Source organism: Sporosarcina gallistercoris, assembly GCF_014836415.1.
GTDB lineage: Bacteria > Bacillota > Bacilli > Bacillales_A > Planococcaceae > Sporosarcina > Sporosarcina gallistercoris.
Genome location: NZ_JACSQY010000001.1, coordinates 475,066 through 489,639, shown reverse-complemented (window position 1 = coordinate 489,639; position 14,574 = coordinate 475,066). Strand labels below are relative to the sequence as shown.

Genomic DNA, 14,574 nt, shown 5'->3' with positions numbered 1-14,574 from the left:
AAGAAGAAGCGGCTGCGCAAGAAACAGCTGCCAAGCACCAAGTGGCTCCCACACAGCCGGAACGGAAGCCGAACAAACAGCCCTCTATGAAAAACGCCCCCTTGCCTAAGCAGAATCGCAAGGAACCTCAGACTGCCGGGAACATTGTGAGCTTACAAAGCGTCCAAAAGTCATCGAAGGTGATTTTAGTAGAACCCCGTGTCTATGCTGAAGCTCAGGATATATCAGAACATCTGACGAATAAGCGAGCCGTTATTGTCAATTTGCAGCGTATCGACCGTGAGCAAGGAATTCGAATTGTCGATTTCCTGAGCGGATCGGTATATGCACTGAATGGTGATATCCAACGGATTGGCACAGATATTTTCCTCTGCGTTCCGGAAAACGTAGAAGTGAATGGTTCGATCTCCGAATATTTGAATGAAAGAAACTGAATGAGGTGTACCAACTGTAATGGCAGAATTATTAATCCAGCTTTATAATGTAATTACTTATGCACTTTCCATCTATTCCATTTTGCTCGTCATCTACATTTTGATGTCATGGGTACCGGCTTCCAGAGAAACAAAGTTCGGTAGAATTCTTGAAAAGATTGCAGAGCCATATTTAGGGTTTTTCAGAAAATTCATTCCACCTCTTGGAATGATTGATATTTCCCCTATTATTGCCTTGCTTGCATTACGGTTTATCGGGCAGGGGCTTGCGCCTGTATTCAACTTCTTTTTACGTTTACTATAATGTGCTGAACTGAACAATCATTTCGTTGAACCAATCCTCACGCTGTGGGGATTTTTCTATAAGGAGACGTGTACAATGGATGGCATCTTACAACACTTTAGAAAAGAAGAGCAGCCCTTTATTGAAATGGCCTCGGACTGGGCGAGAGAGGTCGAGGATTCCTATTCCCCTAAATTGACCGATTTTCTTGATCCGCGTCAGCGCTTCATTTTAGAATCAGTTGTGAAAGGAAGTGGCTTACTCGTAGCGGAGGATGGAGGATTTGAGGGGGCGGAGCGGAAACGGATGCTTATCTATCCAGATTATTACGAACCGACTCGTGATGACTTCCAAATTGTTGTCTTTGACGTTCGTTACGCTTCCAAATTTCTGACGCTGGAGCATCCTGCCGTTCTTGGTGCGTTAATGGGACTTGGTTTGGACCGGGCGAAATTCGGTGATATCCGTTTGAGGGACGGGGACGTTCAATTGGCGAGTGTGATGGAGCTAAGTACGTATTTGACTGCCAATTTCACTTCAGCTGGCAAAGCAAAGCTCCATTTGACTGAGTTGCCGGATTGCGAGGACTGGATTGCGCTCGAAGAGGTCTGGACAGAAGAAACCCAAATCATCAGTTCACTTCGCCTGGATACAGTCGTTGCAGCATTATTGAATATTGCTCGCCAGAAATCGGGGACATACATTCACGGGGGGAAAGTGAAAGTGAATTGGCGCGTTGTGGAACAACCTTCATTTGAGTTGAATGAATCGGATATTCTTTCCATCAGAGGTCATGGCCGATATAAAGTGATTGCAATAGAAGGCAGGACTAAGAAGGACAAAATTCGTTTGGTTACTGGGAAGTTGGAATGATTTTTGTGGACAGACTTTAGAAAAAGCCTGTTTTCTGTTATAGTCAACGTTATAACGAATAACGAACATCAAAAGGGGAGAGACTTGCATGGCGCTTACACCAATTGATATACATAATAAAACGTTTGGAAGCAGATGGCGTGGGTACGATGAAGATGAAGTGAATGAATTTCTCGAGCAACTCATGAAAGATTATGAAAACCTGCTCGAAGAAAACAAGGAACTGACTCGTAAATTGAAAGAAACCGAAGAGCAAGTGGCGCATTTCAATGCTATTGAAGAAACGCTGCAGAAATCGATCATGATAGCTCAAGAAGCGGCAGAGGACGTTCGAAGAAATTCCACTCAGGAATCCAAGCTCATCATTAAAGAAGCTGAAAAGAATGCAGATCGCATTGTCAACGAAGCACTATCCCGTTCACGAGAAATCTCGATGGAGATCGAAGACTTGAAAAAACAGTCCAAAGTATTCCGTAATCGATTCCGCATGCTGATTGAAGCTCAGTTGGATTTAGTGAAGATGGATGATTGGGATACGCTTCTGGACTATGAACAGAACACGAAGCAACTGCAAACAGCTGCAGACCAAGAGTAACAGGCACTTGACTTTACGGGCTGTCCGCCCCTATAATATGGTTCATAATGAATGACAGGCATCGAAAGAGACAGTACTTTCCAAATAGGCTGTGAATTAGCGAGTCGGGGATAGTGGGAGCCCGATTGCAGGTTGGAAAGGAAGATCACTCTGGAGCCGGATTGCAGCAATGCAATCCCGGAGCACACCCCGTTATGGTGTTCGAGAGGCAGTCGAGAGGTTTCGGCTGCAACTAGGGTGGTATCGCGAGCACAATCCTCGTCCCTTTTACAGGGATGGGGATTTTTTGATGTTTTATATGTTAGGTTTTACTGTGTTGATTTCCGCTCCGGGCGGACGCTTTCCGAGGGGCTCGATCTCAGCCGCTTCCCTCGCTGCGCTCAGTCCAGGGTCTTCGATCTTCGCTGATCCCTCCGGAGTCGCCGCCCTGCGCTACAATCAACGGTTACTCCTACTATCAGCTATTTCTATGTTAAAAGTAACATACATCAAAGGAGGAATTGGAATGGATTATAAAGACACGTTACTTATGCCGAAAACTGACTTTCCGATGAGAGGCGGTTTGCCGACTAAAGAACCGCAAATGCAAGAACAGTGGGAGAAGGACAATATGTACGCGAAAGTGCAGGAACGGACAAAAGGGAAACCGACGTTCATCCTTCATGACGGACCTCCCTATGCAAACGGGGATCTCCACATGGGTCACGCGTTGAACAAAGTGTTGAAAGACATCATTGTCCGACACAAGTCCATGACAGGCTTCCACGCCCCGTACGTCCCGGGCTGGGATACGCACGGTTTGCCGATTGAGCAAGCGCTTGTGAACAAAGGCGTGAAACGCAAAGAACACAGCATTGCGGAGTTCCGTGAAATGTGTAAAGACTATGCACTCACACAAATCGACAACCAACGTTCACAATTCAAACGTCTAGGTGTTCGAGGCGATTGGGATAACCCGTATATCACGCTCAAACCAGAATTCGAGTCCCGTCAAATTAAAGTATTCGGCGACATGGCGAAAAAAGGCTTCATTTACAAGGGCTTAAAGCCAGTTTACTGGTCCCCTTCATCTGAAACTGCTTTAGCGGAAGCCGAAATTGAATATCAGGATAAAAAATCACCTTCGATCTATGTCAGCTTCCCGGTCCGTGACGGTAAAGGCGTGTTGGATTCAGATGTCAACTTCTTGATCTGGACGACAACTCCTTGGACGATTCCTGCAAACCTAGGGATTTCCGTACACCCTGACTTTGTTTATACTCTTGTTGAAGCAAACGATAAAAAGTTCCTAGTGGCTAAAGATTTAGTGGAGAGTCTAGCAACTGAATTAGGATGGGAAAACTACGCGGCTTCAAAAGAGTTCAAAGGACGCGAACTTGAACGCATTACTGCAAGTCACCCGATTTACGATCGTGAATCACTGGTTATGCTAGGTGAGCATGTAACAGCTGACGCTGGTACTGGCTGTGTTCACACGGCTCCAGGACACGGTGAAGATGACTTTTACGTGTCAAAACAATACGGTCTGGAAGTACTCTCTCCAGTTAACGATCGTGGCGTCATGACTGCTGAAGCTCCATTATTTGAAGGGTTGTTCTATGAAGATGCTAACAAAGCAGTTACAGAAAAGCTGAAAGAAGTGGGAGCACTTGAAAAGCTTTCGTTCTTCACACACTCGTACCCGCATGACTGGCGCACGAAAAAACCTGTTATCTATCGTGCTACTGCACAATGGTTTGCATCAATCGAATCATTCCGTGACGAGCTTCTTGAAGCGATCCGTAAGACGGAATTCACGCCTTCTTGGGGTGAAACCCGACTCTATAATATGATCCGCGACCGTGGCGACTGGTGTATTTCCCGTCAACGCGTTTGGGGTGTTCCGATTCCTGTGTTTTATGCAGAAGATGGCGAACCGATCATTACGGATGAAACAATCGACCATATTTCTGCATTGTTCCGTGAGCACGGTTCTAACATCTGGTTCGAGTGGGACACGAAAGAGTTACTACCGAAAGACTTCTCTCACAAAGGAAGTCCGAATGGTACGTTCTCGAAAGAAACGGATATCATGGATGTATGGTTCGACTCAGGATCAACCCATCAAGGCGTCCTTGAAGAGCGTGATGACCTATCTTATCCGGCAGATCTCTATCTCGAAGGATCTGACCAATACCGCGGATGGTTCAACTCTTCCTTGACAACAAGTGTTGCAATCAATGGAATCGCACCATATAAAGGCTTATTGAGCCACGGTTTCACATTAGACGGTGAAGGACGCAAGATGAGTAAATCAATTGGTAACGTTATCCTTCCATCTAAAGTGACAAACCAATTCGGAGCGGATATTCTACGTCTTTGGGTCTCTTCAGTGGATTATACTGCGGACGTCCGAGTTTCTGATTCAAACTTCAAGCAAGTTTCAGAAGTATACCGTAAAATCCGTAACACCGTCCGTTTCCTTCACGGAAATACTGCAGACTTCACACCGGGTACAGATACGGTTGCGTTTGAAGATTTACGTCCAGTGGATCAGTATGTGTATGTGAAGCTTCAGGATTTGGTTCGTGATGTGAGAACGGCATACGACCGATACGAGTTCGCAACTGTCTATCATGCGATCAACTCGTTCTGTACAGGTACATTAAGCTCGTTCTACCTTGATATCGCTAAAGACGTTGTGTACATCGAAGCTGCTGATCATCCACACCGTCGTGCGATGCAGACCGTGATGTATGATGCACTTCTAGCGTTACTGAAGCTAGTTGCGCCAATCTTGCCGCATACAGCAGACGAAATGTGGGCTTATTTGGAACATGAGACAGCAGAAAGCATCCAGCTTACGGATATGCCAGAAGCAAAAGAATTGGAAGCAACTGAACTTCGTACACAGTTTGACCAGCTGATGCTTGTCCGTGACGATGTGTTGAAAGCGTTGGAAGAAGCACGCAATAACAAGACAATCGGTAAATCATTGGAAGCGCACGTAACGGTAGCTGTCCGTGATGAACTTGCTCCACTCTTTGAAACGGAGGAAATCGACTTTGCTCAATTCTTCATCGTTTCGAAATTCAGCGTTGTTGCATCATCCGACATGTCTGAAAATGCAGTTTCACTTACTACAGGTCTTGTAGCTGTTGAAAAAGCAGCCGGTGAAAAATGTGAACGCTGCTGGACAATTTCAGAGACAGTCGGTGCAAGCAATGACTATCCTGAGTTGTGTGAGCGTTGCGCAGACGTTGTTGCACATCACTATGCATAAATAACTAAAAAGACGCTGCAATCCGTCTAATCGGGTCTTGCAGCGTCTTTTTTCATTCATCCTTGTTTGTACTTGCGCGTGATGGGTTAGGGTATGATAAACTAAACAGGATACTGCAGGACGGAGGGAACCGGGTTGTTCATTTATTATGGTATTGCGGCGCTTGTTATTTTGGTCGATCAGCTGACAAAATGGTTGGTCGCTACTAATATGGAAATCGGAGAACGAATTCCTTTGATCGAACCGTATCTTGGCTTGTTGTCTCACCGGAATCGCGGTGCGGCGTGGGGGATGCTGGAAGGTCAAATGTGGTTGTTTGCAATTGTTACGATTGTCGTTGTAGGCGGCATCGTTTACTATTTTCAAAAAGAAGGAAAGAACGAACCGTTATTTGCATGGAGTCTGATGCTATTGCTTGGAGGCGCTATCGGAAATTTTATTGACCGGATGATAAGGGGTGAAGTGGTCGACTTTGTCAGCGTACTTATCCCGGTCATGAACTATGATTTTCCGATATTCAATGTAGCAGATGCAGCTTTGACAGCCGGGGTTGTTCTCGTAATCCTTCATATGATTTTAGAAGAAAAAAAGAACAAGAAAGATAAGGTGGCATAATGGAACAGTTTCAATATGTAATTGAAGAAACGACAGCAGGGGAGCGGATTGACAAAGCTCTAGCATCTGTAAATGCAGACTGGTCCCGGACTCTTATTCAGCAATGGGTGAAAGACGGAATTGTCTTAGTGAACGGTAGTACCGTGAAACCGAATTATAAGGTGAAAGCTGGAGATACACTTACAGTTGATGAGCCGGAGCCGGAAGAACTTAATATTCCAGCAGAAGATTTGAATCTTGAAATTGTCTATGAAGACAGCGATGTCCTAGTTGTCAACAAGAGAAGCGGGATGGTGGTTCATCCGGCACCTGGACACACGACGGGAACGCTCGTGAATGGACTGATGCATCATTGCACAGACTTGTCCGGCATCAATGGAATCATGAGACCAGGGATTGTACACCGTATCGATAAAGATACGTCAGGGTTACTCATGGTCGCTAAAAATGATAAAGCCCATACGTCCCTTGTCAATCAGCTAGTGGAGAAATCTGTAACACGCGTTTATACAGCACTTGTTCACGGGCATATTCCGCACGATAATGGAACAATCGATGCACCTATCGGAAGAAACCAAAAAGATCGTCAAAGCATGTCAGTCGAAAATACAGGCAAGCATGCGGTGACTCACTTTAAAGTACTGGAGCGATTCGGGGACTTTACACTTGTCGAGTGCCGTTTGGAGACAGGAAGAACGCATCAGATCCGTGTCCATATGAAATATATCGGTCATCCGCTAGCGGGAGATCCGAAATATGGGCCGAAAAAAACGATCGAGTATGACGGTCAAGTCCTTCATGCCGGTACATTAGGATTTGTACATCCAGTAACAGAAGAGTATATGGAATTTACAGCGCCATTGCCGGAAGACTTCGAACAGTTGCTGAATGAAATGAAAGCTAAAAAAGGTTGACGTGAAGTATTCCAGCCTGTATGCTTGTTGTAGAAACTTCATAGCGAACCTTTAACGCCAATCCAGAGAGGTTGGGAAGGATGCACGTTGTTCAGAAGTCGCGCTTGCGGGCGTTGACTGCTGGATTATATTCACGCACGCAAACCTTCCTGCCCGAAAGACGGCCGGAAGGTTTTTTGGTTGGAGCATGTTTTGGAAGAAAGTATTCGGACTTAGCGGGAAAACTATGGATAAAGCCGTACTCAAAATATAAAGGAGGCGTTGGATATGGCAGAAAAAGCGAATATCTTGGATGAAAGTGCGATTAACCGAGCACTGACGCGTATCGCACACGAAATCATTGAACGGAACAAAGGCATCGATCATTGTATCCTAGTTGGTATCAAAACAAGGGGAGCCTTTTTAGCGAACCGACTAGCAGAAAAGATTGAAAAAATTGAAGGCAAACCAATCCGTATAGGCGAACTGGATATCTCACTGTACAGAGACGATCTTGGACTGAAATACGAAAACAAAGAGCCGCTCGTCAAACAGGTAGACATCAACTACAGCTTAGCAGATGAAAAAGTTGTGTTAATCGATGATGTCCTCTACACCGGCCGTACAGTCCGTGCAGCAATGGACGCCGTTATGGACCTGGGAAGACCTTCTTCCATCCAACTGGGAGTCCTCGTAGACCGAGGACATCGTGAACTGCCAATCCGGCCCGATTTCGTCGGGAAGAATATCCCGACTTCAAGTGAAGAAAAAGTAGTTGTGAACTTGGTTGAAACAGATTCGGAAGATAGCGTCACCATTCACTCCCGATAAATGAAACCGCTTGGAGGCACTTAAAATGGCAGAAAAAGTATTGGATATACATGAAAAACCAGCAAGTGGAAAATGGCTTGCATTAAGTCTCCAGCACATGTTCGCGATGTTCGGGGCAACAATTCTTGTGCCGCAGCTCGTTGGTCTTAGTCCGGCGATTGCATTACTTACGAGTGGTATCGCAACGCTCATCTTTGTCGTCGTAACACAAGGTAAGGTGCCGGCTTATCTCGGCTCTTCCTTCGCTTTCATCGTCCCGATCCAAGTCGCGACAGAAACGGGCGGAATTGGAAGTGCGATGATTGGAAGTATGTTTGTAGCTCTCGTCTACGCGATTGTATCCCTTGTCATTTGGAAGACTGGACATCATTGGATCATGAACATTCTACCGCCAGTCGTTGTGGGGCCGGTGATCATGGTGATCGGGCTTGCGGTTGCACCGACAGCCGTTGGGATGGCCAGCCGTATTGATGTTGACGGAGTGTCAACTTATAGTCTGCTTCACTTCTCAGCAGCGCTCGTCACATTGGCGGCGGCAATCATCTGCCTCATGTTTTTCAGAGGGGTCATCAGTCTGATGCCGGTGTTGATCGGAATAATCATAGGCTACCTTTACTCAGCAGCCATCGGTATTTTAAACTTCCAGCCGGTGCTTGAAGCAAAGTGGTTTGCAGTTCCTGAGTTCCTGATACCAGGAATCGACTATGACTTCGTTGTTACTCCCACTCTGTTGTTCGTCATGGTTCCCATTGCGATTGTGACGATTTCAGAGCATATCGGTCACCAGCTTGTACTTGGAAAAGTAGTGGACCGTGATTTCATCCAGGACCCTGGGTTGAATCGGTCGTTGCTAGGTGACGGGCTCGGTACACTCATAAGCGGATTGCTTGGAGGACCTCCGAAAACGACTTACGGCGAGAATATAGGGGTCATGGCAATTACACGAGTATACAGTGTCTATGTCATCGTTGGAGCTGCAGTGTTCGCAATCTTATTCTCCTTCATGGGGAAAGTAATGGCACTGATTGCAACTATACCCACAGCTGTGCTTGGTGGAATTTCAATCTTGCTCTTCGGGATTATCGCTTCATCCGGATTGCGCATGCTCGTCGATCATCAAGTGGACTTTGATAAGCAGCGGAATCTCGTCATTACATCTGTCATTCTCGTCATTGGAATCGGCGGTGCGTCCATCAACTTCAGCGAAACCTTCCACATCGAAGGAATGGCATTAGCTGCAATCGTTGGTGTCGTGCTAAATCTTGTGCTTCCGGGTCGTGAAAAGAACACATTGGCTGATGTCCAAGAGGAACCATTGCTTGTGGATAAGGAAAACTGAATACGTTAGACCTTTTAACATTGTACAGAGAGACAAGGAAAGGTTTATGTGACAGGGACCGTATAACGGACCTGCATACATAAATGGCCTTCCTATATGCTGGGAAGGCTTTTTTTAAACCTTCCCCTACCTAAGAGGAGGACGAAAAAATGGATAACTTACTTACGATGAAACAATTTAACGAAGAGAATATTATGGAGATCCTGAATTACGCGGAGTACTTGAAGCGTCATGGAATTCGGGAATTGCCCGGGAAATATTTAGTGAGCAACTTGTTTTTTGAGCCAAGTACACGCACAAAACTTAGCTTCGAGATTGCGGAACGAAAATTAGGACTGGAAATCATCCAATTCGATCCAGGCCATTCGAGTACGACGAAAGGGGAAACTCTTTTCGATACGGTTAGAACGCTAGAAGCACTTGGTGTAAATGCAGTGGTCATCCGGCACCCTGAAAAAGAGTATTACAAGCAGCTTGAAGGCATTAAAATTCCGGTATTTAACGGTGGGGACGGTACAGGCCAACATCCAAGCCAATCCTTATTGGACCTGTTTACTATCAAAGAGGAGTTCGGCTACTTCGAAGGGCTAAATGTGGTCATTGCTGGAGATTTATCACACAGCAGGGTTGCTGCATCGAACGCTGAAGCATTACAAAAACTAGGTGCAAACGTGCAATACCTCTGTCCGGATGAATGGTCCGGGGATTATGAAACAGTTACAAGCTGGGATGATGTAATTGAACAAGCAGATGTCGTCATGCTGCTGCGTGTTCAGCATGAGCGTCACAACGAAGAGATGAGCTTTACAAAAGAGGAGTATCACGCACAATACGGATTGACTGCTGAACGTGCAGCGATGATGAAAGAAGATGCGATTATCATGCATCCTGCACCGATCAACTGGGGAGTGGAGATTGCAGAATCATTGACTACTCATCCAAAGCTAAGAGTATATGAAGCGGTTGAAAATGGAGTTTACATCCGTGCCGCTGCGATGGATATGATTTTAAGAGGGGGAAATGTTCATGCACAAGCTGCTCCGAAATATTTGGCTATATGACGAAACGTCACAAGAGTTAAAGGATGTACGAATTCAAGATGGCAAAATTGCAGAAATCGGACGAAATTTAGAGGTGAATGGAGCTGAAGTGATTGAAGGTAACGGTTCTTGCCTAGCACCTGGATTTGTCGATGTACATGTACACTTACGTGAGCCGGGAGGCGAGCATAAGGAAACGATTGAAAGTGGAACGAAAGCTGCTGCGAAAGGCGGTTACACGACGATCTGTGCAATGCCGAATACGCGGCCAGTACCGGATACGATTAAAAATATCGAACATGTGAACGCGTTAATCGAAAAAAATGCAGTTATTCGCGTACTGCCCTATGCTTCGATTACAATCCGTGAAGCCGGGAAAGAGCGCACGAACCTGGCGGAGTTGAAAGAGCATGGAGCTTTTGCGTTTACGGATGATGGCGTTGGAATCCAAGAAGCAGGGATGATGCTTGAGACGATGCAAGACGCTGCAAAGCTGAACATGGCAGTCGTTGCTCACTGTGAAGATAATACGCTAATTTATGGTGGCGCGATGCACGAAGGAATCCGCAATAAGGAACTTGGCCTTCCGGGAATTCCGTCTGTTGCAGAATCGGTTCATATCGCACGGGATATCCTGCTTGCTGAAGCTGCGGGTGCCCATTATCATGTCTGTCACGTCAGTACAAAAGAATCCGTTCGCGTAATCCGTGATGCAAAACGTGCGGGTGTGCGTGTAACAGCTGAAGTGACACCTCATCATTTATTGCTCACAGAACACGATATTCCAGAAGATGATGCTGTTTGGAAGATGAATCCGCCTTTAAGAGGAAACGAGGATTTGGCTGCATTACGTGAAGGGCTGCTAGACGGTACGCTTGACTTCATCGCAACGGATCACGCTCCCCATAGTGCAGAAGAAAAGGCTGCAGGGTTCAAGAAAGCGCCATTCGGCATCACTGGATTCGAAACAGCCTTTCCGTTACTTTATACACACTTTGTGAAAAATGGTGACTGGTCGTTGAAACAACTTGTCGAGTGGTTTACGAAAAAACCATGTGACGTGTTTGACCTTCCGTATGGTTCGATTGAAGAAGGTGCTCCAGCTGATCTTGTTGTGCTCGATTTGACGACGGAGCAGGCAATCGATCCAACTACGTTTTTATCAAAAGGCAAAAACACACCGTTTGCAGGAGTGACTTGTACGGGATGGCCAGTTCTGACATTGTTCGCAGGAGAACCAGTCTTTTCAGAACAGAAATGAGGACCGGAACGATCGAGAGAATTAGAAGGGGGTTCTTGCATGATTGTGCAGAACAGAATGGCTATATGCGCAACACGTCAACTCGCCGATAATATTATTGAAATGGTACTTGAAGGGAATCTCGTGAACGAGATTGCCTCACCCGGTCAATTTGTTCATATACGTGTATCCGATACATTTGAACCGTTATTAAGAAGACCTATCTCAATCGCTTCTTATGACAAAAGACAGCAACGGATGACGCTGATCTTCCGGGCGGAAGGACGAGGTACACAGCTACTGGCTGCGAAACAAGTTGGAGACGAAGTGGATGTACTTGGACCGCTCGGAAACGGTTTCTCAGCAGACAATTCCGGACAAGGGGAGACCGCCCTTCTGATAGGAGGAGGGATTGGTGTGCCACCGTTGTACCAGCTATCAAAAGAATTGACTGCAAAAGGAGTCCGTTGTGTACATATTCTAGGATTTCAATCCGCTAATGCTGTTTTTTATGAAGAAGAATTTGCTGCTCTTGGAGACACACGAATTGTGACTGTAGATGGCAGTTCAGGTGAGCGGGGGTTTGTCACGGATTCGCTCGCAAAAAATCCAGTTGACTTCACGACGTATTACACATGTGGTCCGACACCGATGCTTCATGCAGTGCAACAAGCATTTCCAGAACACCAAGGATTCCTTTCTTTCGAGCAGCGTATGGGGTGTGGAATCGGTGCCTGCTTCGCATGTGTATGTGAAACACAAGCCGGACAAGACATGCCTTATGTCAAAGTTTGTTCGGATGGACCTGTATTTCCAGCGGGGGTGGTGGCGATATGAACCGATTAGCTGTTGAATTACCCGGTTTATCCCTTAAAAATCCGATCATGCCTGCATCAGGATGTTTCGGGTTTGGAAAAGAGTACGGAAATTTGTACGATTTGTCACAGCTTGGGGCAATAATGATTAAAGCAACGACGCTGGAAACGCGTTTTGGCAATCCAACTCCCCGTGTAGCGGAAACGGCTGCTGGGATGTTGAATGCTATAGGACTTCAAAATCCAGGTTTGGAGCGGGTAATGACAGAAGAGTTGACACGACTTGCACAACATGACGTTCCAATTATCGCAAACGTGGCAGGCTCTGAAACGGAAGATTATGTTCAAGTGGCAGAGGCGATTTCTAAAGCACCCAACGTCAACGCGCTGGAATTGAATATTTCGTGTCCAAACGTCAAGTGTGGCGGGATTGCCTTCGGAACAGATCCACAACTTGCAGCGGAGTTGACTTCAGCTGTAAAGGCGGTATCGAGTGTTCCGGTATATGTTAAATTATCACCAAATGTGTCTGACATTACAGTGATTGCGAAAGCGGTGGAGGATGCTGGAGCTGATGGGATTACGATGATCAACACATTAGTCGGCATGCGCCTTGACCGGAAAACAGGAAAGCCGGTCATAGCGAACGGAACAGGTGGACTTTCGGGACCAGCAGTGAAACCGGTTGCCATCCGAATGGTCTATGAAGTGAGTAAAGCGGTCAATATACCGATCATCGGAATGGGCGGAGTTGCTGATGCAGACGATGTCATCGACTTTTTATCTGCGGGAGCAAGTGCAGTAGCAGTCGGTACAGCAAATTTTGTCAATCCATTCGTTTGTCCGGAGATTATTCAAGCTTTGCCAACAATGCTGGATGAATTAGGACTTGAAACTATTACAGAGTTAATCGGAAGGAGCCATGCGGTATGAACACCTCCCCAATCATAGCATTGGATTTCGAACATCAAGAAGCCGCATTGTCCTTTTTAAAACCGTTTGACAGCGGTACATTTGTCAAAGTAGGCATGCAACTTTTTTATAAGGAAGGTCCGAGTATTGTGTATCGTCTAAAAGAGCAAGGGTTCGACGTGTTCCTGGACTTGAAATTACATGATATCCCGAATACGGTGAAATCAGCGATGACATCACTTGCATCAGTTGGTGCAGATTTAGTGAATGTACATGCAGCAGGCGGTTCGTTCATGATGGAAGCGGCGCTTGAAGGATTGGATAAAGGAACGGCAACGGGGATGAAGCGACCATCCATTATTGCAGTCACTCAGTTGACATCGACAACGGAAGAGCAGATGCAGCGGGAGCAACTCATTCAAACTTCGTTGAACGATTCAGTTCTTCACTACGCAAAACTTGCTCAATCTTCAAAGTTGGATGGCGTAGTATGTTCCGTTTTAGAGGCTCATTCAATTGCTGAGGCATGTGGACGCGAGTTTTTGAAAGTGACTCCGGGAATTCGTCTTGCAAATGACGCAGCACATGATCAGAAAAGAATCGCGACACCTGCGGAAGCGAAAAGAATGGGGTCGACACATATTGTAGTGGGTCGCTCGATTATAGGGGCTGCAGATCCGTTAGCAGCATACGAGGAAATTGCACGGCAGTGGAAAGGACTGAGTGAATAATGACAAAACAGGAAATCGCAAAAATTCTATTGCACGTTGGTGCTGTGACACTTAGTCCAGATGAGCCTTTCACGTGGGCTTCAGGAATTCAATCACCTATCTATTGTGACAACCGCCTCATCATGTCCGACCCAGGCGGAAGACGACGGATCGCAGAAGGAATGGCGGCATCCATCAAAGCTAATTACCCTGATACAACTGTGATTGCTGGGACTGCAACAGCGGGAATTCCACACGCAGCATGGATTGCGGATATTTTAGGATTGCCGATGGTCTATGTCCGCTCGAAAGCGAAAGGTCATGGACGCAGCAAGCAGATCGAAGGTAAATTGAAGCCGGAAGACCGTGCGATCATTGTAGAAGATTTAATCTCTACGGGCGGCAGCAGTTTGACAGCGGCAGATGCGTTAAAAGAAGCGGGCGTTCAAGTAGAAGGCGTCGTCTCCATCTTTACATATGGATTGGAAAGTGCAGATCATGCATTTGAACAGGCTGGCTTATCGTATACAAGTCTCACGGATTTCAATGCACTCGCTGAAGTGGCTACCCGCTCCGGAGCTATCCGAGAAGAATCCGTTGCCTCACTCCTAGACTGGCACCAAAAATTAAAATCAGGAACGTTGCAATAAATGACAGAAGCTGGCGTTTTACGCTGTGCTTCTTTTTTTGTGGAGATATTTTTTCGACAGCATTCGTCGGATGTCGTTTGGT

Annotated in this window: 14 protein-coding genes, 1 pseudogene and 1 other annotated feature; all 15 genes and pseudogenes read left to right on the top strand. The window is 46.2% G+C overall.

Annotated elements, in window-relative coordinates:
- Window positions 1–140 precede the first annotated feature (140 nt).
- Window positions 141–434 (top strand): annotated as a pseudogene (locus H9659_RS15720) (cell division protein SepF); the annotation flags it as partial.
- Between the two features lie 19 nt (window positions 435–453).
- Window positions 454–738, top strand: a complete 285-nt coding sequence (locus tag H9659_RS02470) for a YggT family protein (protein WP_191688351.1) — start codon at window positions 454–456, stop codon at window positions 736–738.
- A 75-nt stretch (window positions 739–813) separates the two neighbouring features.
- On the top strand, window positions 814–1,590 hold the full coding sequence (locus tag H9659_RS02465) for a YlmH family RNA-binding protein (protein ID WP_191688350.1): 777 nt from the start codon (window positions 814–816) through the stop codon (window positions 1,588–1,590).
- A gap of 88 nt (window positions 1,591–1,678) precedes the next feature.
- On the top strand, window positions 1,679–2,185 hold the full coding sequence (locus H9659_RS02460; protein WP_191688349.1) for a DivIVA domain-containing protein: 507 nt from the start codon (window positions 1,679–1,681) through the stop codon (window positions 2,183–2,185).
- 52 nt (window positions 2,186–2,237) lie between these two features.
- Window positions 2,238–2,454 (top strand) — a binding site (T-box leader).
- 236 nt (window positions 2,455–2,690) lie between these two features.
- Complete coding sequence (gene ileS / locus H9659_RS02455; RefSeq protein ID WP_191688348.1) at window positions 2,691–5,447, top strand: isoleucine--tRNA ligase; 2,757 nt, start codon at window positions 2,691–2,693, stop codon at window positions 5,445–5,447.
- A 135-nt stretch (window positions 5,448–5,582) separates the two neighbouring features.
- On the top strand, window positions 5,583–6,062 hold the full coding sequence (gene lspA, locus H9659_RS02450; protein WP_191688347.1) for a signal peptidase II: 480 nt from the start codon (window positions 5,583–5,585) through the stop codon (window positions 6,060–6,062).
- On the top strand, window positions 6,062–6,976 hold the full coding sequence (locus H9659_RS02445) for an RluA family pseudouridine synthase (RefSeq protein ID WP_191688346.1): 915 nt from the start codon (window positions 6,062–6,064) through the stop codon (window positions 6,974–6,976). Before lspA ends, H9659_RS02445 begins: the two co-directional genes overlap by 1 nt.
- 267 nt (window positions 6,977–7,243) lie before the next feature.
- On the top strand, window positions 7,244–7,786 hold the full coding sequence (gene pyrR, locus H9659_RS02440) for a bifunctional pyr operon transcriptional regulator/uracil phosphoribosyltransferase PyrR (protein ID WP_191688345.1): 543 nt from the start codon (window positions 7,244–7,246) through the stop codon (window positions 7,784–7,786).
- A gap of 25 nt (window positions 7,787–7,811) precedes the next feature.
- Window positions 7,812–9,125: a uracil-xanthine permease family protein gene (locus H9659_RS02435; protein WP_191688344.1), complete on the top strand. Its 1,314-nt coding sequence runs from the start codon at window positions 7,812–7,814 to the stop codon at window positions 9,123–9,125.
- Between the two features lie 149 nt (window positions 9,126–9,274).
- Window positions 9,275–10,186: an aspartate carbamoyltransferase catalytic subunit gene (locus H9659_RS02430; RefSeq protein WP_191688343.1), complete on the top strand. Its 912-nt coding sequence runs from the start codon at window positions 9,275–9,277 to the stop codon at window positions 10,184–10,186.
- Window positions 10,152–11,426: a dihydroorotase gene (locus H9659_RS02425; RefSeq protein ID WP_191688342.1), complete on the top strand. Its 1,275-nt coding sequence runs from the start codon at window positions 10,152–10,154 to the stop codon at window positions 11,424–11,426. The genes H9659_RS02430 and H9659_RS02425 overlap by 35 nt, the downstream gene beginning before the upstream one ends.
- Window positions 11,427–11,465: 39 nt before the next feature.
- Window positions 11,466–12,242 carry a dihydroorotate dehydrogenase electron transfer subunit gene (locus H9659_RS02420; protein ID WP_191688341.1) on the top strand — a complete coding sequence of 259 codons (777 nt, stop codon included), beginning with the start codon at window positions 11,466–11,468 and terminating at the stop codon, window positions 12,240–12,242.
- On the top strand, window positions 12,239–13,153 hold the full coding sequence (locus H9659_RS02415; protein WP_191688340.1) for a dihydroorotate dehydrogenase: 915 nt from the start codon (window positions 12,239–12,241) through the stop codon (window positions 13,151–13,153). The genes H9659_RS02420 and H9659_RS02415 overlap by 4 nt, the downstream gene beginning before the upstream one ends.
- Window positions 13,150–13,863: an orotidine-5'-phosphate decarboxylase gene (pyrF, locus tag H9659_RS02410; protein ID WP_191688339.1), complete on the top strand. Its 714-nt coding sequence runs from the start codon at window positions 13,150–13,152 to the stop codon at window positions 13,861–13,863. Before H9659_RS02415 ends, pyrF begins: the two co-directional genes overlap by 4 nt.
- A complete protein-coding gene (gene pyrE / locus H9659_RS02405) occupies window positions 13,863–14,492 on the top strand; it encodes an orotate phosphoribosyltransferase (RefSeq protein WP_191688338.1) in 630 nt (209 codons plus the stop codon). Before pyrF ends, pyrE begins: the two co-directional genes overlap by 1 nt.
- The last annotated feature ends 82 nt before the right edge of the window (window positions 14,493–14,574 follow it).

What these genes read in the sequence shown, in the direction of transcription:
- H9659_RS02430 (WP_191688343.1), top strand. Translation starts at nt 9,275, where the DNA reads ATGGATAACTTACTTACGATGAAACAATTTAACGAAGAGAATATTATG.
- H9659_RS02470 (WP_191688351.1), top strand. Translation starts at nt 454, where the DNA reads ATGGCAGAATTATTAATCCAGCTTTATAATGTAATTACTTATGCACTT.
- H9659_RS02420 (WP_191688341.1), top strand. Translation starts at nt 11,466, where the DNA reads ATGATTGTGCAGAACAGAATGGCTATATGCGCAACACGTCAACTCGCC.
- pyrR (WP_191688345.1), top strand. Translation starts at nt 7,244, where the DNA reads ATGGCAGAAAAAGCGAATATCTTGGATGAAAGTGCGATTAACCGAGCA.
- H9659_RS02460 (WP_191688349.1), top strand. Translation starts at nt 1,679, where the DNA reads ATGGCGCTTACACCAATTGATATACATAATAAAACGTTTGGAAGCAGA.
- pyrF (WP_191688339.1), top strand. Translation starts at nt 13,150, where the DNA reads ATGAACACCTCCCCAATCATAGCATTGGATTTCGAACATCAAGAAGCC.
- H9659_RS02465 (WP_191688350.1), top strand. Translation starts at nt 814, where the DNA reads ATGGATGGCATCTTACAACACTTTAGAAAAGAAGAGCAGCCCTTTATT.
- H9659_RS02445 (WP_191688346.1), top strand. Translation starts at nt 6,062, where the DNA reads ATGGAACAGTTTCAATATGTAATTGAAGAAACGACAGCAGGGGAGCGG.
- H9659_RS02425 (WP_191688342.1), top strand. Translation starts at nt 10,152, where the DNA reads ATGCACAAGCTGCTCCGAAATATTTGGCTATATGACGAAACGTCACAA.
- H9659_RS02435 (WP_191688344.1), top strand. Translation starts at nt 7,812, where the DNA reads ATGGCAGAAAAAGTATTGGATATACATGAAAAACCAGCAAGTGGAAAA.
- ileS (WP_191688348.1), top strand. Translation starts at nt 2,691, where the DNA reads ATGGATTATAAAGACACGTTACTTATGCCGAAAACTGACTTTCCGATG.
- H9659_RS02415 (WP_191688340.1), top strand. Translation starts at nt 12,239, where the DNA reads ATGAACCGATTAGCTGTTGAATTACCCGGTTTATCCCTTAAAAATCCG.
- pyrE (WP_191688338.1), top strand. Translation starts at nt 13,863, where the DNA reads ATGACAAAACAGGAAATCGCAAAAATTCTATTGCACGTTGGTGCTGTG.